21 protein-coding genes are annotated in these 20,658 nt (G+C 68.4%); 6 read left to right on the top strand and 15 right to left on the bottom strand.

Annotated elements, in window-relative coordinates:
* Position 1: 1 nt before the first annotated feature.
* From ACK59X_RS34785 to ACK59X_RS34750, 8 genes are all read right to left on the bottom strand, one after another.
* Positions 2–1,252 (bottom strand): ABC transporter substrate-binding protein, encoded by a 1,251-nt coding sequence (locus ACK59X_RS34785; RefSeq protein ID WP_409964112.1) that lies wholly within the window; start codon positions 1,250–1,252, stop codon positions 2–4.
* A 33-nt stretch (positions 1,253–1,285) separates the two neighbouring features.
* Positions 1,286–2,110 carry an ABC transporter ATP-binding protein gene (locus ACK59X_RS34780; RefSeq protein WP_409964111.1) on the bottom strand — a complete coding sequence of 275 codons (825 nt, stop codon included), beginning with the start codon at positions 2,108–2,110 and terminating at the stop codon, positions 1,286–1,288.
* Entirely contained in the window at positions 2,107–3,216 is a 1,110-nt protein-coding gene (locus ACK59X_RS34775; protein WP_409964109.1) for an acyl-CoA dehydrogenase, read from the bottom strand. The genes ACK59X_RS34780 and ACK59X_RS34775 overlap by 4 nt, the downstream gene beginning before the upstream one ends.
* Positions 3,206–3,802 carry a carboxymuconolactone decarboxylase family protein gene (locus ACK59X_RS34770; RefSeq protein ID WP_409964107.1) on the bottom strand — a complete coding sequence of 199 codons (597 nt, stop codon included), beginning with the start codon at positions 3,800–3,802 and terminating at the stop codon, positions 3,206–3,208. The genes ACK59X_RS34775 and ACK59X_RS34770 overlap by 11 nt, the downstream gene beginning before the upstream one ends.
* 110 nt (positions 3,803–3,912) lie before the next feature.
* Complete coding sequence (locus ACK59X_RS34765) at positions 3,913–4,947, bottom strand: cupin domain-containing protein (RefSeq protein WP_409964105.1); 1,035 nt, start codon at positions 4,945–4,947, stop codon at positions 3,913–3,915.
* A gap of 88 nt (positions 4,948–5,035) precedes the next feature.
* Positions 5,036–5,977: a CysB family HTH-type transcriptional regulator gene (locus tag ACK59X_RS34760; RefSeq protein WP_409964103.1), complete on the bottom strand. Its 942-nt coding sequence runs from the start codon at positions 5,975–5,977 to the stop codon at positions 5,036–5,038.
* Positions 5,978–6,041: 64 nt separating this feature from the next.
* Complete coding sequence (locus ACK59X_RS34755; protein WP_409964102.1) at positions 6,042–6,839, bottom strand: MetQ/NlpA family ABC transporter substrate-binding protein; 798 nt, start codon at positions 6,837–6,839, stop codon at positions 6,042–6,044.
* 113 nt (positions 6,840–6,952) lie between these two features.
* Positions 6,953–8,047 (bottom strand): DUF6817 domain-containing protein, encoded by a 1,095-nt coding sequence (locus tag ACK59X_RS34750; protein WP_409964100.1) that lies wholly within the window; start codon positions 8,045–8,047, stop codon positions 6,953–6,955.
* 100 nt (positions 8,048–8,147) lie between these two features.
* Between ACK59X_RS34750 and ACK59X_RS34745 the strand changes: the two genes are divergently transcribed.
* Positions 8,148–8,738 (top strand): helix-turn-helix domain-containing protein, encoded by a 591-nt coding sequence (locus ACK59X_RS34745; RefSeq protein WP_409964098.1) that lies wholly within the window; start codon positions 8,148–8,150, stop codon positions 8,736–8,738.
* The gene (locus ACK59X_RS34740) at positions 8,735–9,277 is read left to right on the top strand and encodes a GNAT family N-acetyltransferase (RefSeq protein ID WP_409964097.1); all 543 of its coding nucleotides are present in this window, start codon (positions 8,735–8,737) and stop codon (positions 9,275–9,277) included. The genes ACK59X_RS34745 and ACK59X_RS34740 overlap by 4 nt, the downstream gene beginning before the upstream one ends.
* A 2-nt stretch (positions 9,278–9,279) precedes the next feature.
* On the opposite strand, the gene ACK59X_RS34735 is transcribed toward ACK59X_RS34740, so the two are convergent.
* Positions 9,280–10,179, bottom strand: coding sequence for a LysR family transcriptional regulator (locus ACK59X_RS34735; protein ID WP_409964095.1), 900 nt, complete (start codon positions 10,177–10,179; stop codon positions 9,280–9,282).
* 70 nt (positions 10,180–10,249) lie between these two features.
* Here ACK59X_RS34735 and ACK59X_RS34730 point away from each other — a divergent pair, with 70 nt between their 5' ends.
* Entirely contained in the window at positions 10,250–11,104 is an 855-nt protein-coding gene (locus ACK59X_RS34730; protein ID WP_409964093.1) for an EamA family transporter, read from the top strand.
* Positions 11,105–11,131: 27 nt separating this feature from the next.
* Positions 11,132–11,917 (top strand): GNAT family N-acetyltransferase, encoded by a 786-nt coding sequence (locus tag ACK59X_RS34725; RefSeq protein WP_409964091.1) that lies wholly within the window; start codon positions 11,132–11,134, stop codon positions 11,915–11,917.
* A 792-nt stretch (positions 11,918–12,709) separates the two neighbouring features.
* Here the strand turns inward: ACK59X_RS34725 and ACK59X_RS34720 are convergent.
* Together ACK59X_RS34720 and ACK59X_RS34715 are read right to left on the bottom strand one after the other, a co-directional pair.
* Positions 12,710–13,375 (bottom strand): methionine ABC transporter permease, encoded by a 666-nt coding sequence (locus ACK59X_RS34720; protein WP_409964089.1) that lies wholly within the window; start codon positions 13,373–13,375, stop codon positions 12,710–12,712.
* Between the two features lie 13 nt (positions 13,376–13,388).
* Entirely contained in the window at positions 13,389–14,444 is a 1,056-nt protein-coding gene (locus tag ACK59X_RS34715) for a methionine ABC transporter ATP-binding protein (protein ID WP_409964087.1), read from the bottom strand.
* A gap of 18 nt (positions 14,445–14,462) precedes the next feature.
* On the opposite strand from ACK59X_RS34715, the gene ACK59X_RS34710 reads away from it, so the two are divergent.
* Positions 14,463–14,648, top strand: coding sequence for a hypothetical protein (locus ACK59X_RS34710; protein WP_409964085.1), 186 nt, complete (start codon positions 14,463–14,465; stop codon positions 14,646–14,648).
* Positions 14,649–14,878: 230 nt separating this feature from the next.
* Here the strand turns inward: ACK59X_RS34710 and ACK59X_RS34705 are convergent, their stop codons facing one another.
* From ACK59X_RS34705 to ACK59X_RS34690, 4 genes are all read right to left on the bottom strand, one after another.
* Positions 14,879–16,087, bottom strand: a complete 1,209-nt coding sequence (locus tag ACK59X_RS34705) for an MFS transporter (RefSeq protein ID WP_409964083.1) — start codon at positions 16,085–16,087, stop codon at positions 14,879–14,881.
* Between the two features lie 82 nt (positions 16,088–16,169).
* Entirely contained in the window at positions 16,170–17,123 is a 954-nt protein-coding gene (locus ACK59X_RS34700) for an ABC transporter substrate-binding protein (protein ID WP_409964128.1), read from the bottom strand.
* 153 nt (positions 17,124–17,276) lie between these two features.
* Complete coding sequence (locus ACK59X_RS34695) at positions 17,277–18,419, bottom strand: acyl-CoA dehydrogenase family protein (RefSeq protein ID WP_409964081.1); 1,143 nt, start codon at positions 18,417–18,419, stop codon at positions 17,277–17,279.
* On the bottom strand, positions 18,416–19,234 hold the full coding sequence (locus ACK59X_RS34690; protein ID WP_409964079.1) for a class II aldolase/adducin family protein: 819 nt from the start codon (positions 19,232–19,234) through the stop codon (positions 18,416–18,418). The genes ACK59X_RS34695 and ACK59X_RS34690 overlap by 4 nt, the downstream gene beginning before the upstream one ends.
* 218 nt (positions 19,235–19,452) lie before the next feature.
* Here ACK59X_RS34690 and ACK59X_RS34685 point away from each other — a divergent pair, with 218 nt between their 5' ends.
* Positions 19,453–20,475 carry an ABC transporter substrate-binding protein gene (locus ACK59X_RS34685; protein ID WP_409964077.1) on the top strand — a complete coding sequence of 341 codons (1,023 nt, stop codon included), beginning with the start codon at positions 19,453–19,455 and terminating at the stop codon, positions 20,473–20,475.
* Positions 20,476–20,658 lie beyond the last annotated feature (183 nt).

The raw sequence follows: 20,658 nt of genomic DNA, 5'->3' as shown, positions 1-20,658 counted from the left end.
CTCAGGCGATGAGGGTTTCGCGCCGCGTGTAGTCGGACGGCACGCCGAACACGCCGGGCCCGCCCACGCTGTCGATGGCCTTGCGCACGAAGCGCGTGTCCACCAGGTCCTGTGCGACGAACGTCGGGTCGAGCCTGTCGAGGAAGCCGGTGTCGCCCTCTACCTTGGTGGCCTTGATGGAGCGCACCAGCTGCTCGGTGTAGGAGGCGTAGGGGTACGGCTGGAAGTCGATGCGCCGCTGGTGCCAGCCCTTGTTGCGCACGATGCCCTTGGCCTCGTAGTCGGCATAGTCGGTGGCGGCCAGCACCTTGGCCAGCGTGCGTGCCGGGTGCGGCGTGTAGCGGCGCTCGCCCGTGCTGGACAGCAGCGATGCGGTCTCCAGCCGGTTGTCGCGCGTCCACAGCTGCCCTTGCACGATGGCGTTGGTGACGCGCTGCGACCACTCGGGCCGCTCGGCCAGGTCGCGCTCGGCCAGGAAGGTGACGCAGCAGGCGTGGTCCTTCCACACATCACCCGAAAAGCGCAGGATCTTGCCCACGCCGGCCAGCTCGGCGGCGGCATTGAAGGGCTCGGCCACGATGAAGCCGGCAATGGCCTTGGAGGCCAGGGCCGAGACCATTTCCGCCGGTGCCAGCACGACCAGGTTCACCTCTTTGGGGCCGATGGCGGCTTCGCGCGGACGCGTCACGGCCGAGAGCCCTTCCTTGCGCAGCACGTCCTGCAGCAGGATGTTGTGCACCGAGTACCAGAACGGCACCGCCACCGTCTTGCCGCCCAGCTCGGCGATGCTGTTCACCTCCGGCAGGACCGTGAGCGCAGAGCCATTGATGTGGTTCCAGGCCACGATCTTGGCAGGGAACCTGGAGCCGTAGCGCACCCACAGCGTGGCGGGCGTGAGCAGGTGGATGACGTTGACCTGGCCCGAGACGAACGCCTCGACGATCTGCGCCCAGGAGCGGAACAGCCGGGGCGCCTCGGTCTTGAGTCCCTGCTTCTCGAACAGGCCACGGCCGTGGGCCACCAGCAGCGGCGTGGCGTCGGTGATGGGCAGGTAGCCGATCTTCACGGGCTGGTCGTCGCCCTTGAAAGCCTGGGCGCGCGCCTCGTTGGCGAACAGCAGCGGCGCGGCGATGCCGCCGGTGGCCAGGGCGCCCAGGCGCAGCATGTCGCGGCGCGTCAGGCCACAGTCGCAGTGGCTCGATGCGCAGATGTGCGGGGCTACGGGCGGGCGCGCGGTGGTGCTCTCGGTCATGGTGATCGGCTCTTTCAAGGGTGGTTCGTTCGGTCAGGGTGATGGGGTGGCGCCGGCATGCCGGGCATCGTGCAGCGCACCCAGTATCTGCAGCCGCAGGGCGCCGGCCTCGGGCGAATCGGCCCTGCGCGGCCGGGCGGTGTCGACCCGCCATTCGCGCACGATGCGGCCGGGCCGCCCGCCCATGAGCACGATGCGGTCGCCCACGAGCAGGGCTTCATCGATGTCGTGCGTGACCAGCAGCGCGGCGGTCTGCCAGCGGTGCACCAGGTCCACCAGCAGTTGCTGCATCTCGGCCCGGGTGATCGCGTCCAGCGCAGAGAAAGGCTCGTCGGCCAGCAGCAGCACAGGCTCGCGCACCAGGGCCCGGGCCAGCGCCACGCGCTGCGCCATGCCGCCCGACAGCTGCGCCGGGTACAGCCGGCCCTGGCCCTGCAGTCCGACGGCGGCCAGCGCCTCGCCCACCCGCTGGCGCAGGGCGCCGCGCGTGAGGGTGGGCTGGTGCGTGAAGTCCAGGCCAAAGCCCACATTGCGCTCGGCGTTGAGCCAGGGCAGCAGGGCCGACTGCTGGAAGACCAGCGCCGCACGCGGGTGCGGGCGCAGATGCGGCGCGCCCATGAAGTGCAGCTGGCCGGTGGTGTGGGCCGCGTCCACAGGCGCCTCCAGCCGGGCCAGCACGCGCAGCAGGGTCGACTTGCCGCAGCCGCTGCCGCCCAGCAGGCAGACGATTTCGCGCTGCCCGACAGACAGGGACACATCGGATAACACCGCTTCGCCCGGGTCCTGCGCATAGCGAAAGCCCAGGCCCTGGGCTTGCACCACGGGCGTGTCCACGGCGGTGGCAGTGGTACCGGTCACGCCGCGTTGGCCGCAAGGGCCTGGGGCAGCGCAGCCGGGGTGGCTGCGGCATCGGCCTGTTGCTGCGCCCGCCGCGCCAGCTCGCCGCGCAACTGCATGACGCTGGGCGTGACGATGGGGATGAAGGCCGCCTCGCGCCAGTGGCGCGCGAAGCTCAGCGCCTGGTCGCGGTGGTAGGCCCGCCCGCCGCTGGCCTGCAGCTCGAGCTGAACGGCCTGCTGCACGGTGTCGGCCAGGTCCAGCCGCAGCTGGAACAGCAGCGCCGGCTGCTCCAGGAAGCTCCCGCTGGCCAGGCCCTCGCGCAGCGCCGCCACACTGGCATCCAGGCGCGCGCGCTGGCTCTGCAGCGACTCGTCGAGCACGCTGCGCCCTCCACGGCCACCACCAGCCGCCTTGGTGGCCGTGGCCAGCGCGGCGCGCGCCAGGCCGATGGACAGCCCGCACTGCAAGCCCAGGAAGGCCGGGCGCACGCGCGGCAGGAAGGCGTTGGCATTGTCGTGCAGCAGATCGTCGGGCGAGACCTCCACCGCCGTGATAGCCAGCGACGCGGTGTTGCTGCCGCGCAGGGCGATCAGGTCCAGGTCGGCGCTGCGCACCAGGCCTGCCCGGCCCGAGGGCAGCGCCATGACCAAGGGCGGCGCATCGCTGCGGGCCACCACTGCCGCTGCCACGAAGCCTTCGGGCCGCAGGTTGGTGCACCAGGGCACGCTGCCATCGAGCCACCAGCCTCCGGCCCGGGCCGTCGCCTGGATGCCCAGCGACTCGATGCCACCCAGGTACTTCATGGCGTTGGACAGGCCGGTGGCGCCTGCGTGCTCGCCCGCGATGAGCACCGGCAGCCAGCGCTGGCGCAGTGCCGCATTGGGCGACTGCAGCAGGTACTCGATGAACGCCCGGTGGCCCCAGAAGGCGAAGGCGGCCGTCAGCGAGTGGCCGGCCACCTGTGCGATCGACTCGACCGCATCCCACAGCGACCCGCCCTGGCCATCGACCGCGAACGCCCCGGCCCTGGCCAGGCGTGGCACGACCTCGGCCGCCAGGGTGCTGTCCTCGTCCAGGGCCTGCGCGTTCTCGGCAAACCAGGCGCTGTGCGACTCATGCAGCATGGGGGGCCGCCTGTGCGCTGGAGGTCTGAAGGTTGCCGGGCAGGTAAGGCTGCAGCTCGGGGTTGACGGGGCTTTGCGCCAGGCTGTTGGCGAAGTTGCACAGGGTGGCCAGGCTGATGCCCAGCACCACCTCCAGCGCCTGCTGCTGGGTGAAGCCGCCCGCGCCCAGGAAGGCGGCGAGCGCGGCGTCCGGCACCGCCCCGCGCTGGGCGATCACGGTTTCGGCGAACACGCTCACGGCATCGAGCCGGGCGTCTCCGGTGGCCTGGCCGGCCTGGAGGGCCTGCGCCTGCTCCAGCGCAAGCCCCGCCTGCTTGAGCGCCACCGCCGTGTGCCCGGCCACGCAGAAGTCGCAGCCGTGAATGCGCGCCGCGGTGATCTGCACCACCTCGCGCTCGGCCAGCGTGAGCGTGCCGCGCGCATTGAGCTTGGCGACGCTGAGGTAGGTCTCCAGCGCCTCGGGCGAGTTGGCCAGGATGCCGATGAGGTTGGGCAGGAAGCCATTGTTGGCCAGGGCCCGTGCCACGAAGGGACGGCTGCCTTCGGGGGCGGAGGCTTCGGTGTGCAATGTGAGGCGGGTGGGCATGGCGGCGGGGTGTTTGCAGGGGTGGCGTGAAGGGGAGCGGAACGCGATGGAAGTCGAGGCTGGATTGTTGGCGTGCGGCGCCGCACACTCAATGACCGAAGATCGCCGCTTTATGCCTGTTCGTGCGCGCCGGTGGCGGCCGTTGCGGCGGCTGCGCGCCGTGGGTCGCGCGAACGCGCGCGCTGCCAGGCACCCGGCTGTTCGCCGATCACCCGCTTGAAGGCGCGCGAGAACGCGGCATACGACTCGTAGCCCACCGCCTCTGCAGCGCGGCCGATGGATTCGCCCTGCTCGAGCTGGCGCGCAGCCACCTGCATCCGGAGCAGCAACAGGAATTGCAGCGGCGAGCGCCCGCAGGCCTCGCCGAACTGGCGAAAGAACGCGGCCCGCGAAAGGTGCACACGGCGCGCCATGTCGTCCACCGACCAGGGGTGCGCGGGGGCCTGCAGCATGTCGGCCACCAGCGCGGCAAAGCCCGGCCGGCGCAGCAGCAGCCACAGGCCGCGTGCGCCGGGATCGCTCTGCGCCACGTGCCGAAACGCGTAGAAGAACAGCAGGCCGGTGAGCCGGTCCATCACGGCCGAGGGCTCGGTGCCGGTACGGCGCGCTTCCAGCAGCATCAGGTCGAACAGCGAAGCGGCGGCGGCCATGGAGGCGTCCGAGCCGCGCAGCACCAGCGACTCGGGCACCACATCGGCCACCAGTGCGCGCAGCGGCCCCTCGAAAGAGAAGAAGCCGCAGGCGAGCGCCGTGGACCCCAGGGTCGGGCCTGCGGCCAGCGCCTGCATGGCCATCGGCCTGCACTCGATGCCGGGGTCGGAATACGGCGAGAGGAAATGCGGCACGTCGCGCATCAGGAACACGCCGTCGCGCGGCACCAGCGCCACCGATGCGCGCCCGGGCATGTGCAGCCAGCAGCGGCCCTCAAGGATCAGGTGGAAGCTGGCCTGCGCATGCCCCGCGGTGGAGGCCTTCCAGCGCCCGCAGTACTGCCCCACGTGGAACAGCTGTGCGCCCCAGTCCAGGCCGTCGAGCAACCAGCCCACCACGCGGTCCAGCTGCTGGGAGTCGGCGTCGCCCGTGCCCTCGCCCTCTGGGGCGTGCGCGCCGATGGATGCTTGTTGTCGTCGTTGAACCGTGGCCATGGGCCGAGTCTGCTGCCCGGCGGCCTGCGCAGCAACGAACGAATCCTTCTGAACTTATGAGAAAGCTGGCCTTGGCGCAGGGGGTGCCCTACTCCAGCGGCGTGCCGGTGGCGCGCACGGCCTTTTCCACCGCCTCGCGCTGCAGCGTGGGCGCAAAGGTCTCGATGAAGCTGTAGGCATAGCCGCGCAGCCAGGTGCCCTTGCGCACGGCCAGGCGGGTGGTGTTGACCTCGAACAGGTGGCGTGCGTCGAGCGCACGCAGCTGGCGGTCGCGCTCGGGGTCGACGGCGATGGAGGCGACGATGCCCACGCCCATGCCCAGCTCCACATAGGTCTTGATCACGTCGGCGTCCATGGCCGAGAGCACGACGTCGGGGCGCAGGCCCTCGCGCGCGAAGGCCTCGTCGATGTGGGCGCGGCCGGTGTAGCCCAGCTCGTAGGTGATGATGGGGTACTCGGTGAGCTGCTGCAGCGTGACCGGCTCGGTCAGCGCCAGCAAGGGGTGCTCGGGCGGCACGACGATGCTGTGCGTCCAGCGGTAGCACGGCAGGGTGACCAGGGCTTCGTAGTGGGCCAGCGCCTCGGTGGCCACGCCGATGTCGGCTTCGCCGCTGAGCAGCATCTCGGCCACCTGCTTGGGCGAGCCCTGGTGCAGGTGCAGGGAGACCTGCGGGAACATGGCGCGGAAGTCGCGCACGACCTGGGGCAGCGCGTAGCGTGCCTGGGAGTGCGTGGCGGCAATGGCCAGCCGGCCTTCGTGGCTGGCGCTGTAGTCCTGCCCCGCGCGGCGCAGGTTGTCGGCGTCGTGCAGCAGGCGCTCCACGATGGGCAGCACGGCCGCGCCCGGCGGTGTGAGGCCGGTGAGGCGCTTGCCGGCGCGCACGAAGATTTCGATGCCCAGCTCTTCCTCCAGCTCGCGGATCTGGCGGCTCACGCCCGGCTGCGAGGTGTAGAGGATGTTGGCCACCTCGGTCAGGTTGAAGCCGCTGCGCACGGTCTCGCGCACGGAGCGCAGTTGCTGGAAGTTCATGGTGTGTCTCGCAAGCTCGTCAATGAAAAAGGGCGGCCTGCCGCCGCCCTTTCGTGTGCCGGGCTCAGAAGCCTGGCAGCACCGAGCCCTTGAACTCGGTCTGGATGAACTTGCGCACTTCCTCCGAGTGGTAGGCCTTCACCAGCTTGGCCACCCAGGGCTTGTCCTTGTCGGCTTCGCGCACGGCGATCAGGTTGACATAAGGACTCTTGGCGTTCTCTTGCGCAATCGCATCCTTGCCCGGGTTCAGGCCGGCGGAGAGCGCGAAGTTGGTGTTGATGGCCGATGCATCGAGGTCGTCGAGCGAACGCGGCAGTTGCGCAGCATCGAGCTCCACGAACTTGATCTTCTTGGGGTTGCTCACCACGTCCAGCGGCGTGGCCTTGAGGTCGGAGCCTTCACGCAGCTTGATCAGGCCCTTGTCCTGCAGCACCAGCAGCACGCGGCCGCCGTTGGTGGGGTCGTTGGGGATGCCGAACTTGGCGCCTTCCTTGAGGTCCTCAAGCTTCTTGACCTTCTTGGAATACAGGCCGATCGGGAAGTTGACGGTGTAGCCCACGGGCACGATCTTGTAGCCGCGGTCCTTGACCTGGTTGTCCAGGTAGGGCTTGTGCTGGTAGCTGTTGGCGTCGAGGTCGCCCGAGGCCAGGGCGGCATTGGGCTGCACGTAGTCGCTGAACTCGACGACCTGGATCTTGAGGCCTTCCTTCTCGGCGACCTTCTTGACCACTTCGAAGATCTGCGCGTGGGGGCCGCCCGTCACGCCGATCTTCAGGGGCTTGTCCTGCGCCATGGCGCCCGTGGCGAAACCGGCGGCCAGGGCCAGGGCAAGGACGGATTGCAGGAGGGAGCGCTTGTTCACGGAAAACACCTTTCGTTATGAGATGTTTCCACTATAGGGTTTGCCCTTTAAAACGCAAAAGAATAACTTTTAATTACCTTAGGTCCATTAGATATAAAGCCGTCAATCTGGCGTCAACCCCGCAGCGCCACGTTGTTGAGCTTGTCCAGGCGCTCGGGCCAGGAGCCCTCAGTGGCTGATTGCTGCAGGATGCGCGTCCACGCCACCCAGGCATCCCACTGCACGCGCTTGTCCCACGAGTTGCCCCAGGCGCTGAACTGCTGCAGCGCGCTGGCCGCGGCGGCGACGGCCTCGGCATTGCGGCCCGCGGACAGGTACAACTGGGCCAGCACCATCTGCGGCTCGCCTACCCAGGGGTTGTGGCGCACCGCGCTTTCCAGCACGGCGGTGGCCACGTCCAGGTCGGCCAAGGGCTGGTCCTGCTGGATCACCGACCAGTACAGGGAGATGGCCGCGGCCTCGTCGGTGGCCGACAGCTCGGCCGTGCAGCCGTTGAAGACGGGCGGCATGGGCAGCAGGCCCTTCAGGCCCGGGTGCTGCAGCGCCCGGCCCAGCGCATTGATCTGGCTGACCATGCGGCCGCTGGGACGCATGGGGCCGGGCCAGAGCGAGGCGGCCCAGTGCACGGCCTGCGGGCGGTGCTGCACGGTGGGGAAACGCGAATAGATGTCGTCCTGCCAGCTGAACCACTGTTCGATGGTGTCGGCCATGCTCACGATGGTGAAGGCCGCCACCTCGTAGGGCGTGAGCGTGTGGGGCTTGCCGTCCTTCTCCAGCACCAGGCTGCCATCGGATTCGAGTGCGCCGGCCAGCACGCGCTGCACGAACTGCGTGCGCGACTGGGTGCAGAACAGGTAGACCAGGTGCTCGGCCGATTCGCCCGCGATCTCGCGCACGCGGGCGCGTTCCCTGGCGGGGTCGAACTTCACCAGGTCCACAAAGGCATTGCCGTACACGCTGTGCAAGAGGCCGAGCAGGCGCACGTCGCGCGGCTGCTGCCACATGGCCAGCGAGCGTGCCACGCCCACCAGGTGGTGGCGGAAGGTGCCGGCCTTGTGCCAGTCCTGCCCCACGTTGCGCGCCAGCACCATGGGCAGTACGGGGGCCAGGTCGGCGTCGCGGGCCAGCCATTCCTCGTCGAGCAGGGGCAAGGCGCGGGCCAGCAGGTCGGCATCGAGCGGTTGCAGTGGCAGCGGCGTCGTCGTCACGGTGTCTCCTTATGGGTATGTCTTGTCCCAAGTATCGCCGCGAAGGCATGCTCGCACATCAATCCAACATACTGGATTAAAAATCCATTAAACTGGAACCATGGACATCCACACCCGCATTGCCCAAAGATTGCGCGAACTGCGCGACGCTCGCGGCTACTCCCTGGAGGCTTTGGCCGAGCGCAGCGGCGTGAGCCGCTCCAACATCTCGCTGATCGAGCGCGGCCAGAGCAGCCCCACAGCCGCGGTGCTCGACAAGCTGGCCGTCGGCCTGGGCGTGGCGCTGGCCTCGTTCTTCGATGATGGCACCCAGGTCACCGAGCCGCCCTCGCCCTTCATCCGCGCGGGCGACCAGCCCCTGTGGCGGGACCCGGCCTCGGGCTATGTGCGGCGCCGGCTCTCGCCGCCCGCACCGTCGCCGTTGCAACTGGTGGAGGTGGTCTTCCCCGCAGGCCAGCGCGGGGCGCTGGATTCGGCCGTGCACGACGCCGACATCCACCAGCAGGTCTGGCTGATCGAGGGTGCCATGGACCTCACGGTGGGCGAGGCTACCTGGCACTTGCAGGCCGGCGACTGCCTGGCCATGCGGCTGTCGCAGCCCATCGTGTTCCACAACCCCACCCAGCAGGACGCGCGCTACCTGGTGGCGCTGGCCACCCTGCCCTTCCAACCCACCCGGAGAACGCCATGAACGCCGTCACCACCGACACACCCATCCCCGTGCGCCGCCTGGGCGCCAACGAGGCCGCCGCCAGCGCCGAGGCCCTGGCCGAGGTGCTGATCGACTGCGTGCATGGCGGTGCATCGGTGAGCTTCATGGCCCCATTGCCGCACGACAAGGCGCTGGCCTTCTGGCGCGGCGTGGCCGAGGGCGTGGCGCGAAAAGAGCGCGTGCTGCTGGTGGCCGAAAGTGCCAGCGATGGCATCGTGGGCACGGTGCAGCTCATCACCGCCATGCCCGACAACCAGCCCCACCGCGCCGACGTGGCCAAGATGCTGGTGCACCGCAAGGCACGCCGCCAGGGCGTGGCCCAGCGCCTGATGACCGCGTTGGACGATGCCGCGCGCAGCGAGGGCAATAGCGTGCTGGTGCTGGACACCGTGACCGGTGGCGACGCCGAGCGCCTGTACGAGCGCGCGGGCTGGCAGCGCGTGGGCACCGTGCCGCGCTATGCGCTGATGCCCGACGGGGCGTTTTGCGGCACCACCTTTTTCTACAAACACCTTTGAGGTCAACGGGCTGACAAGGCCTGCAGCGCATCGAGCACCGCACGCGTGGCCGCGCCGTGCGCCTGGTCCGTGCGGCAGGCCAGGCCCAGCTCGCGCAGCAGCGGCGGGTGCAGCGGGCGCAGCTGCAGGCCGGCGTTGTCGGGGTCGTCACGGCGTACCTCGGGCTGCTCCAGCGGCAGCAGGGCCGCGCCCTGCCCTGCCGCCACCAGGCTGCGCAGTGCCAGCGGGTGGTTGAGCTCCATGCGCGGGCGCCCGTGCAGCCCGGCCTGGGCGAACCAGGCGGCAATCAGGCGGTGCATCTGCGTGGCGGGGCCGAATGACATCCAGGGGTGTTCTGCCAGCCACTCGGCCGTGATGCGCCGGGGCGCCTTCCAGCCCGGGGGCAGCAGCGCCACCATCGGATCGCTGCGCCAGTGCTGCACCTGCACCTGCACGGTGGCGGCCTGCGGCAGGGCGACGATGGCCAGGTCCAGAGTGCCCGCCGCCAGGCGCGCCATGGCCTCGGCAGAGCCGAGCACATCGAGCCGCACGTCCACACCCGGGCTCTGGTGCGCCAGCATGTCCACCAGGCGCGGCAGCAGGTGCGGGCTGACGCCGGCCGTGGTGCCCAGGCGCACCAGGCCTTCCAGGCCCCGGGCGCGGCGGCGCACCTGCTCCACCACCTCGTCGGCGCCAGCGAGCAGGCGGCGGCCGCCTGCCACCAGGGCCTCGCCCGCGGGCGTCAGGCTGGCCTGCCTGCGGCCGCGCACCACCAGCTGGGCGCCGAGGCGCGATTCGAGCTCGCTGATGTGCAGGCTTACCGTGGGCGGCGCCAGGTGCAGCGCCTGTGCGGCGGCAGCCAGCGTGCCCAGGTCGGCAATGGCCACCAGGGTCTGCACTTGGTCGAGGTTGAGGTTACGCATCAGAAATCCTGAATCCAGTCGTCATTGAATTCAACTTTACAGATGTCTGAGCCCGCAAGACCATCCCCGGATGCTGAGCAATGACGTTTTTTTCATCGTGCTGCTGTCCGCCGTGCTCAACGCAGGCTGGAACAGCGCCATCAAGATCGGCGGCGACCGCACCACCGCCATGGCCCTCACCACCCTGATCGGCAGCGCGCTGTCGCTGCTGGCCCTGCCCTGGGTGGCGCTGCCTTCCATGGCCTCGGCCTGGGGGCTGCTGGCGCTGTCCATCGCCATCCACACGGCTTACCACTTCGCGCTGCCGCTGGCCTACAACCATGGCGATCTGGGGCAGGTCTACCCCATCGCGCGCGGCTCGGCGCCCGTGATGGTGATGGCGGGTGGTGCACTGCTCGCCGGTGAATGGCCAGGTGCCGGCAGCCTGCTGGGGGTGTTGTGCCTGTGTGCCGGTGTGCTGTCGCTGGCGCTGCTCAAGAAGGCCGGCCCGAAAGCCCACCACCGCAAGGCCGTGGGCTATGCGCTGCTGACCGGCACATTGATCGCTGCCTACACCGTGGTGGACGCACTCGGCGCCCGGCAGTCCGGTGCCGCCATCGGCTTCGCGGTGCTCGTCACGCTGGGCGATGGCATGGCCACGGCGCTCATCGTGCTGTGGTGGAAGGGGCCGCGCGCCTTTGCCGTGGACCGCCGCGCGCTGCAGCTGTGTGCAGCCGCGGGCGCCATGCAGATGGGCGCCTACTGGACCGCCGTGTGGGCCCTGGCGCGTGCGCCCATGGGGCAGGTGTCGGCCCTGCGCGAAACCAGTGTGCTGCTGGTGGCGCTGGTCTCGGCCTGGGTGCTCAAGGAGCGCGTGGGGCCGGGGCGCATCGTGGCGGCCGTGCTCGTGTTCGCGGGCATTGCGGGCATCCGGCTGGGGGCGTGATGTCGCATGCAGTTGGTATAAAGAGGAATGCCTTTCGATACGCCTTCCAGCCTGCACACCCCCGCCCATCCCGATACCGTTCGCGCCCTTGAAGAACGCGCCTTCAATGCCTGGCCCGCGCGCCAGAGTGTGCTGCAGGGCGGCTGGGTGTTCCGCCTGTCGGGCGGCTTCACCAAGCGCGCCAATTCGGTGAATGCCATCGAGGCAGGTGCGTCGTTCAGTGGCGTGCGCGCCGCAGCCGAGGTACTGTATGCGCGGCACGGGCTGCCGCCGGTGTTCCGCATGTCACCCCTGGCGCCTGCGCAAGCCGACCAGGAACTGGCTGACGCCGGCTACACGCACTTCGACCCTTCCCTGGTGATGGCCAGCGCCGGACTGGACGCGGCGCGGGCCCATGCCGGCGTGCAGATCGATGCGACGCCTTCGGCCACCTGGCTCGATGGCTTTGCCGCGGCCAATGGGGTGCGTGCGCAGTACCACGCCATGCACCACGGCATGGTGCATGCCATCGCCCTGCCCTGTGCGTTTGCCAGCCTGCGCGATGGCGCGGGCCAGACCATCGGATTCGGGCTGGCGGTGCTGGAGCGTGGTTCCATCGGGCTGTATGACATCGTGGTCGAGCCTGCCTTCCGTGGACAGGGGCATGGGCGAGCGTTGGTGGGTGCGCTGCTGCAGTGGGGGCGGGATGCGGGGGCTGTGTCGGCTTATCTGCAGGTGCGGGCGGTCAATGAGGTGGCTCGGCGTTTGTATGCGGGGTTGGGGTTTACCGAGGTGTATGGGTACCACTATCGCATTCCGCCGTTGAAAAGCTGATGGTGATGGTCGCTGTGTGCTTTGGTTGAAGGCCGGGTCAGGTCTCGGTCCCGCGGCCTTGTTGCTGCGTGCCTTTGCCAAGTGCGGGAGCCGGGTCTCGGCCCGGCGGCCGAGGTACCTTTCTTTGCGTCGCCAAAGAAACGTACCCCAAAGAAAGGCGACCCCGCTGCCCGTGTCCCCCTCGCCGCAGGCGAGGGGGCAGCCTGCGATGCTCGGTCCTGGGGTGTGCCGCAGAACTCGCTACGTTCTTCGAACTCCGCTCAGACAGCTGCGGCAAGCTTGACAACGATGCGCGTGTCCTTCGGCACGCGCTCACCCCAGGCCCTGCGCTTCTCGGCACGGTCAGAAGGGGTGGATACCAACACGGGCCATTGCTTCGCTCGGCCGCGTGGTCCTTCGCTGCGCTCGGCTCGCCAGGGCGGCTGTGCCGCCCGTCGGCAGCTCGCAGCGCGTAGCCGACACCCGGCGCCGCTGCGCAAGCAGCAGCCGTGGGTACCCGCTCCCCACCCCTTCTGCAGGGCCTGGGGTGGGCGTGTGTGCCGAAGGACACACACGCTTCGTGATCTGGCTCGTCGCGGATGTTTTATCGGATTTCGAATAAAGAAGCGAGTTCCGCGACGCCACCCCAGGACCGAGCATCGCAGGTTGCCCGTAGCGAAGCGAAGGGACGCAGACAGCGGGGCGCTGTTTCTTTGCCTACTTTCTTTTTGCGCAAAAAGAAAGTAGGTGCGCCGCCGGGCGCACATCCCGGCTCCCGCACTCAATCAAGGCATGCGGCAACCACCACAGAGACTAGCGATGGCTCAGCCTACGCACAGCCCAATCCCCCAAACTCTGCACCGCCTGCACAAAAAAGATCAACACCAGAACCACCGCCAGCATGATCTCCGGCAAGAACCGCTGGTACCCATACCGGATCCCCAGATCCCCCAACCCACCACCACCAATGGCGCCTGCCATGGCAGAGTAGCCAGTCAAGCTGACAAACGTAATGGTCAGCCCAGCAACGATACCAGGCAAGGCCTCAGGCAACAGCACCTTCCAGACAATCTGGCTGGTGGTCGCACCCATGGCCTGGGCGGCTTCGACCAGCCCATGGTCCACCTCGCGCAACGCCGCCTCCACCAGCCGCGCCACAAACGGCGCCGCAGCAATGGTCAGCGGCACCACGGCCGCAGCCGTTCCGATGGAAGAGCCCGTGATGAAGCGCGTGAATGGAATGATCGCCACCAGCAGGATGATGAAGGGCGTGGAGCGCACGGCATTCACCAGCCAGCCAACGAGCTTGTTGACCGGCCCGTTCTGCAGCACGCCGCCGTGGTCGGTGAGGCGCAGGAACACGCCCAGCGGGTCGCCGATGAGGCCGCCGACGATGCCCGAGATGCCCACCATGATGAGCGTCTCCCACAGGGACGAGGCAAAGAGTTCCAGCATGGCCGGAGTGAAATGGTCGAACATGGTCTTTGCTCCCTCAGGTCTCGATCGTGACTTCTTCGACGGCCACGCCGCCGGCGCGCAGGTGTTCCACTGCACCGCGCAGGCGCGCGGGCTCGCCGCTGGCATACACGGCGAGCGAACCGAAGGTCTCGTCCTGGATCTCGTCCACCTGGCCGTGCAGGATGCTCATGTCCACGCCGAACTCGCGGATCAGCTGCGACAAGATGGGCTGGTAGGCACTGTCGCCCGAGTACGACAGGCGAAGCAGGCGGCCCGCGTTGCCGGGCGCCGTGGTGGCCAGTTGGCTGGTGAGCTTGCGCACGTGGTCGAGCACGCTGGCGGGCAGCTCCTGCGGCAATATCTCATCGATCAGGCTCTTGGTGATGGCCTGCTGGGGCCGGGTGAACACCTCCAGCACGCGGCCCTGCTCCACGATGCGGCCGGCCTCGATCACGGCCACCCGGTCGGCGATCTGCTTGATGACCTGCATCTGGTGGGTGATGAGCACCACCGTGAGGCCCAGCTCGCGGTTCACCTGGCGCAGCAGGTCCAGGATGGAGCGCGTGGTCTCGGGGTCGAGCGCCGAGGTAGCCTCGTCGGACAACAGCACCTTGGGGCGGCTGGCCAGCGCGCGCGCACTGCCTACGCGCTGCTTCTGGCCGCCGCTGATCTGCCCCGGGTAGCGGTTCGCCAGGGCCGACAGGCCCACCAGTTCCAAGAGCGGGTTCACTCGCTCGCGGATGGCGGCCTTGTCCATGCCTGCCAGCTCCAGCGGCAGCGCGGCGTTGTCGAACACCGTGCGCGAGGACAGCAGATTGAAGTGCTGGAACACCATGCCGATGTCGCGCCGCGCCTCGCGCAGTTGCGCGTCGTCGAGCTTGGCCAAGTCACGGCCATTGACGATGACCTCGCCCTTCGTGGGCCGGTTGAGCAGGTTGATGACGCGCACCAGCGAGCTCTTGCCGGCACCGCTCTTGCCGATGATGCCGAAGACCTCGCCCGGCTGGATGTGCAGGTCGATGCCCTTGAGGGCTTCCACCGGGCCTTGGGGGCCCGGGTAAATCTGGGTGATACCCCGTAAGTCGATCATGAAACGCAAAGGGCCGCCGTGCGCCTGTCTAAGAACCTGTTCAAGATCTTTTTGCAGCCGCGCAAGTCACTTTTCGGGATGGGATGCAAGGCGCGGTGTGCAGCCAATAGCTCGGCTATTGGCAAGCGCCGCAACGCCGCAGAACGCCCGAAAACCGAAGGTTTCGCCGAAGGCAAAAGGCACTTGCCCTTCGGGTTGGAGTGAAATCGGGCGATTGGACGCCCCGGCTGCTTGCATGGGCACGAGCCCATGCGGCGCATCCGAAGCATCCACTCATCCCGATTGCACTCCAACGCGGCTGTAAAAAGATATTGAACAGGTTCTAAGGGTCCGGCCCTGGATGAAAAGGATAAGGGAATGTACTATTGCAGCATAAAGAAACCAACTATCAAAAAATTGGGTAATAAGACAGTTTGGTTATTTAGACGCTGAAATCAGGCGGTCGTGCCCTGAACAACCCGCCCATTGACTCTGCGCGAGACCAGCACCCCCAGCACCACAACGCACACGGCGGCTATGGAGAAAACCTGAGCGATCCAGCCCCGGTCCACACTGGCCGCAACGGCCAGAACCCCCAGCGACTGGCCCAGGAACAGCAGACAGGCGAACAGCGTGACTGCCGTGCCGCGCGCCTCGGGCGCCATCTGTGTGGCCTGCACCTGCAAGGTGTTGTGCAGCATGTAGAAGCCCAGGCCGGCAGAGAAGCAGCCCAGCACCGCCAGGGGTACCAGCGGTGCCCAGGCCAGCAACAGCAGCCCCCCGCCGATCATCGTTGCGCCCAGCAATGCCAGGCCTTTCTCACCCAGCATGGCCAGCCAGCGGCGCGCCATGAGGCTGTAGACCAGCCCGCCCACGCCATACAGCACCATCACCCCGCCCGCCGCCGATGGGGACAGGCCAAAGCCATCGACCATGCGTGCCGGCACGAAGGCCATGGTGCCAAAGCCCAGGGCCCCCTCCACCGCAACGATGGCCAGCACCCAGCGCACGCGCGGCATGCGCAGCAGGCGCCTGGTGGTGGCCAGATAGGCCGGCAGAGAGAATGGCGCGGGCTCTGCCGTCGTTTCACCGGATGCGACCGCACGCGCCGCTGTAAGGCGCACCTGGCGCAACAGCATGGTCGCGGCGCTAAGGAACAACAAGGACAGCACGGCAAACGCTAGGCGCCAGCCCAGGACCTCGACGGCGAAGCCGCCGAACCACTGGCCGGCCATCATCCCCGAGACGGTGGCTACCATGAGCCGGGCCAGCGTTTCCTGGCGCTGCTCATAGGCCACGCTGTCCCCGATCCATGCCATGGACAAGGGGATGATGCCGGCCGCGGCTGCACCCATGAATGCGCGCGAAGCCACCAGCATCGGCAGCGTGGGCGCCAGCGCCGTGACGGCGCTGAACACCGCGCAGGCAAATGTGGCACTGATGATCACGCGCACCTTGCCAAAGCGGTCGCCCAGCGGGCCGTAGAACAGCTGCAGCACGCCATAGGCCACGGCAAAGGCAGCGATCACGGCCGAGGCATCGCCCGTGGTGACCTGGAATTCGCGGGACAAGGCAACCAGCATGGGGTCGCAGATGCGCATGGACGCCATGCTGGCAAAAGCCGCCACACTGATCAGGCGCAGCATCGTCGAGGAAGAATTCATAGGCGCCGATTGTGCGGCGCGGCGCGCAAGGCTGCTGGCGCAGGACGAAATGCCCCGGCATGTGGGGCCACAGGGCCAGGTGTCAGGCTTTTCCGGTGTTGAACCGGGTATCGAAGGTGGCGCGCACGTCCAGCCGCTGCTTGATGAGGCCGGCCGCCAGGTAGAAGTCGGCCGTGCGCTGCTGGTCGGCGATCACCTGGGCGTCGATGTCCTGCCAGCGCGTGGCGCGGCGCTCGAACTGCAGCTGCGCGGCATCGGCGGGGATGCCGATGATGCGCGCCAGCGACTGGCCAAAGGGCTTGGCGTTCTTGTACGACCAGACCTGCGCACGCTCCACACGCTCCTTGAAGTCCTGCAGCACGGCGGCCTTCTCGGCCAGGGCCGCATCGGTCGCGGCCAGGTAACTCAGCCCGGTCCACAGGCCACGCCCGTTGACCAGCACGCGCGCATGGCCGCTGGTCTCGGCCAGCGCGGTGTAGGGTTCCCAGGTGGCCCAGGCGTCCACCGAGCCCTGGGTCAGGGCCAGTTTCGCATCGGCCGGGGGGATGAAGCGCAGTTGCACGTCATCGGCCTTGAGGCCAGCTGATTCCAGCGCCTTGAGCGTGACGAAGTGCCCTATGGAGCCGCGGTTGGTGGCAATGCTTTTGCCCTTGAGGTCGGCCGCGGTCTTGAGCGGCGAATTGGGCGCCACCAGCACCGCCGTGCCATAGGCATCGGAGCGGCTCACGGCAAAGGCCTTGACGCGGCTGCCGGCCGCCAGGGTGAACAGCAGCGGCGCATCGCCGATGGGGCCGAAGTCCACGGCATTGGCATTGAGCGCCTCGGCCAGCGGGGCCGCGGCAGGGAACTCGCTCCACTTGATGTCGTAGGGCAGGTTCTTGAGTTCGCCAGCGGCATCGAGCAGGGCCTGCAGCCCGCCCTTCTGGTCACCCGCGCGCAGCAACACACGCGACTGGGCATGCGTGAGCACCGGCGAGAGGAAGGAACTGGCGGCGACGGACGCGGTGAGCAAATGGTGGAATTGGCGGCGCAGCATGATGGCGTTGGACAAGAAGTGATCGGATTGGACAGGCTTCATTGCAGCATCCGCGGCGCGCCAGGCCAACGAAGCCTTGCGTCCATGGATATGCGGTTTTCGCATGCAGCGCACATCCGTCCGGGGTCGGCACCCCGGGACCGCATTGCCCTGTCAGCCCAGGGCCGCTCTGCCGGCGGCCACGAGCACGCTGTCGTCTTGCGGCGTGTGGACGCGCCCGCACAGCACATCGCGCAGGTGGCGCTCCAGCGGATTCCTGCGCGCCAGGCCATGGTTGCTGGTGAGCGACAGCGCCGCTTCCACTGCGCGCACGGCATTGTGGGTGGTGGTGGACTTGATCAGTCCGCTGTCGACCGAGGGCACCGCAATGCCGGCATCCAGGTCGGCCGCCAGGCCAGCCAGCAGGCGGTCGTTGGTGAGCAACCGGCCCTCGATGGCACCCACGGCCTCCTGCACGCGCGGCAGGCTGGCCAGCGGCGCGCCCAGGCTGGCGGGGGTGCGCGTGCGCAGGAAATCGAGCAGCCACGCACGCGCGGCCCGCGCCACGCCGGTGTAGAGCGAACCGAGCAGCAGCACCATTTCGGCCTGTGTGGCGTGGTCGCCGCGTGACCAGTCCTTGGGCGGGCGCAGCTCCAGCGCATGCTGGGCCGGAACAGGCACGCCATCGAAATGCACGTCATGGCTGCCGCTGGCGCGCAGGCCCAGGTGGTCCCAGGTGGGCTCGATGCGCACCCCGGGCGCGCCCGCCCGCACCAGAAAGGCGCCAGTGCGCGGGACGTCTTCATCGGTCCTTGCCCACACCACGTACCAGCGCAGGATGGGCGCGCCGGTGGAATAGATCTTGTGCCCGCTGATGCGCCAGCCATCGCCGGCGCGCCGCGCCACCGTGGCCGGCAGCCCGCCGCGTGCGGGCGAGCCCAGCTCGGGTTCCACGCGCAGGGCGTTGGCCAGCGAGACTTCGCGCACCGACTCCTGCACCAGTTGGCGCGCCAGCGCCTCGGGCCAGGGCGAGCCCGCCCGGCCCATGGCGCGCTGCTGCATGTACTGCATGGTCAGCACCAGCGCAGTGGCCGCGCAGCCCTGGGCCACGGCGCCAACCACCTCGGCCAACTGGGCCAGAGAGGCGCCCTGCCCGCCCAGGTGGCGTGCGCCCGCCAGCGACAACAGGCCGGCCTGCTGCAGCTCGGCGAAGTTGCGGTGCGGAAAGCTGCCCTCGCGGTCATGCGCCGCGGCGCGCGCGCCGAACTCCACGGCCAGTGTGCGGGCCAGTTGGCCTGCCGTGAGCGGCGCGTTCACTGCAGCACCTCGGGCTGCTCGCGCACCACAATGTCGAACAGGCTCTTGAAGGTGAAATGCGCCCCGCCCGGCCCGCCGATCTGCGAATGCGTGTGGCGCGCCACCTCGGGGCGGATGGGCCGGGGCACGCCCGCGGCCTCGGCCAGCAGCTGGGTGTGGCAGGCATTTTCGAGTGCGATGTACCACCAGGCAGCCGCCTCCACCGAGGGGCCCGCCGTGAGAATGCCGTGGTTCTGCAGGATCACGGCCTTCTTGTGACCCAGGGCTTCACCGATGCGAAAACCCTCGTCGGTCTCCAGCACCACGCCGGTGAAGTCGTCGAACAGGGCGTGGTCCTCGTAGAAGATGCACGAGTCCTGCGTCAGCGGATCGAGCCGGCGGCCCAGCGCCGACCAGGCCTTGCCGTAGGTCGAATGCGTGTGCGCAGCGGCCACGATATCAGGCCGCACCTCGTGCAGCGCGACATGGATGGCAAAGGCCGCACGGTTCAGCGGGCCGTTGCCGACCACGATTTCGCCCAGGGAATTGACCAGCAGCAGGTCGGACACCTTGATCTGCGAGAAATGCAGGCCCAAGGGGTTGACCCAGAAATGGTCCGCCCACTCCGGATCGCGCGCCGTGATGTGGCCCGCCAGGCCATGGTCGAAGCCATGCTGGGCGAACAGGCGAAAGGCCACGGCCAGGTTCTCCTGCCGGTGGCGGCGCTCGGCCTGCACCGTGGGGCGCGCGGCGGGCGGGTCGAACCAGTCCTTGCGCTGGGGCACGGGGTTGCGGGCAGGCAGGTGGGGCGAATTCAGCAGCGTGGCAGAGGACATGGGACGGCCTAGGGAGCGGGTATTGCCTGCCACCTTAAGGCCCTCCAGCCATCACGCCAACGAAGAAAACCGCGCGTGCACATTCGGTTTCAGCATGAGGCAGGCGCCAGCGCCGATCCGCCTGTTTCCGCATATCGTTGCTACGCAATGGTCGTTGGGGCCGGCAGGCGATTGCCGGAACCTTGGGGTTCCCGCAGAACGACGAAAGGACTTTCTCCATGTCATTTCCAACGACCTCCGGCACACGCCGCCGCACCCTTTTGCGCGCCGGCCTGGGCGCCACCACGCTGGCGACCCTCGGCGCACCCGTGCTGGCGGCAGGTGCCACCGATCTGTCCAAGGTCACGCTGCGCATCGGCACCTACAAGGGCCTGTGGCGCGCCCTGATCGCGGCCAGCGGCCAGGGCCAGACGCCCTACCGCATCGAATGGCGCGAGCTCAACAACGGCGTACTGCACATCGAGGCCATCAACGGCGATGCGCTGGACCTGGGCTCGGGCAGCGAGATCCCCGCCCTGTTCGCGGCACGCCAGAAGGCGCAGGTGCGCTTCATCGCCGTGGTGCGCGAAGACCTGAACAACCAGGTCACGCTGGCGCGCAAGGACGCGCCGATCCAGCGCATTGCGGATCTCAAGGGAAAACGCGTGGGCTATGTGCGCGCCACCACCTCGCACTACTACCTGAGTCGGCAACTGGCCGAAGCCGGGTTGTCGTTTGCCGACATCAACGCGGTGAACCTCACGCCGGCCGATGGCCTCTCGGCCTTCGACCGGGGCGACCTGGATGCCTGGGCCATTTATGGCTACAACGGCCAGCTGGCGCGGCTGCGCTATGGGGCGCGCGTGCTCAAGACGGGCGATGGCTACCTGTCGGGCAACTTCCCGGTCTATGCCAACCCCAGGTCCATTCAGGATCCGCTCAGGCACACCGCCATCAGCGATTACCTGCAGCGCCTGCGCCGCGCCTACCTGTGGGCCAACGGCAACTACCTGGCCTATGCCCGCGCGCAGTCCGAAGAGACGCGCGTGCCCGTGGGCGACCTGATCGAGCTGTGGAACAACCGCAGCACCGACTACGACCTGCGCGCCGTGGACGATGGCGTGGTCAGGGGCCACCAGGCCGTGGCCGACAGCTTTCTGCAATTGGGCGTGCTCGACGGTCCGGCCCAGGTGGCGCCGCTGTGGGACCGCAGCTTGGGCAGTGCGTTCACGGCCAAGGGCAACGCACAGTCACCCGCCTGAGTCTCCCGTGGTGGCCGTGCTGTGCAGGCCACCAGCTGGAAATCAGGCGAACTCCAAGCCCTTGGCCGTAAGCCCCACCAGATCGATGCGCACCGCATTGGCATCCAGGTGCGCCGCCATCACCACCAGGTCTGCGGCCGAGACCCCGCCGGCCATGATGTCGGTCAGGATCTTGAGCTCGGG

This window comes from Acidovorax sp., from assembly GCF_046339755.1.
GTDB lineage: Bacteria > Pseudomonadota > Gammaproteobacteria > Burkholderiales > Burkholderiaceae_C > Acidovorax.
This window is presented reverse-complemented; position numbering and strand designations above follow the sequence as displayed.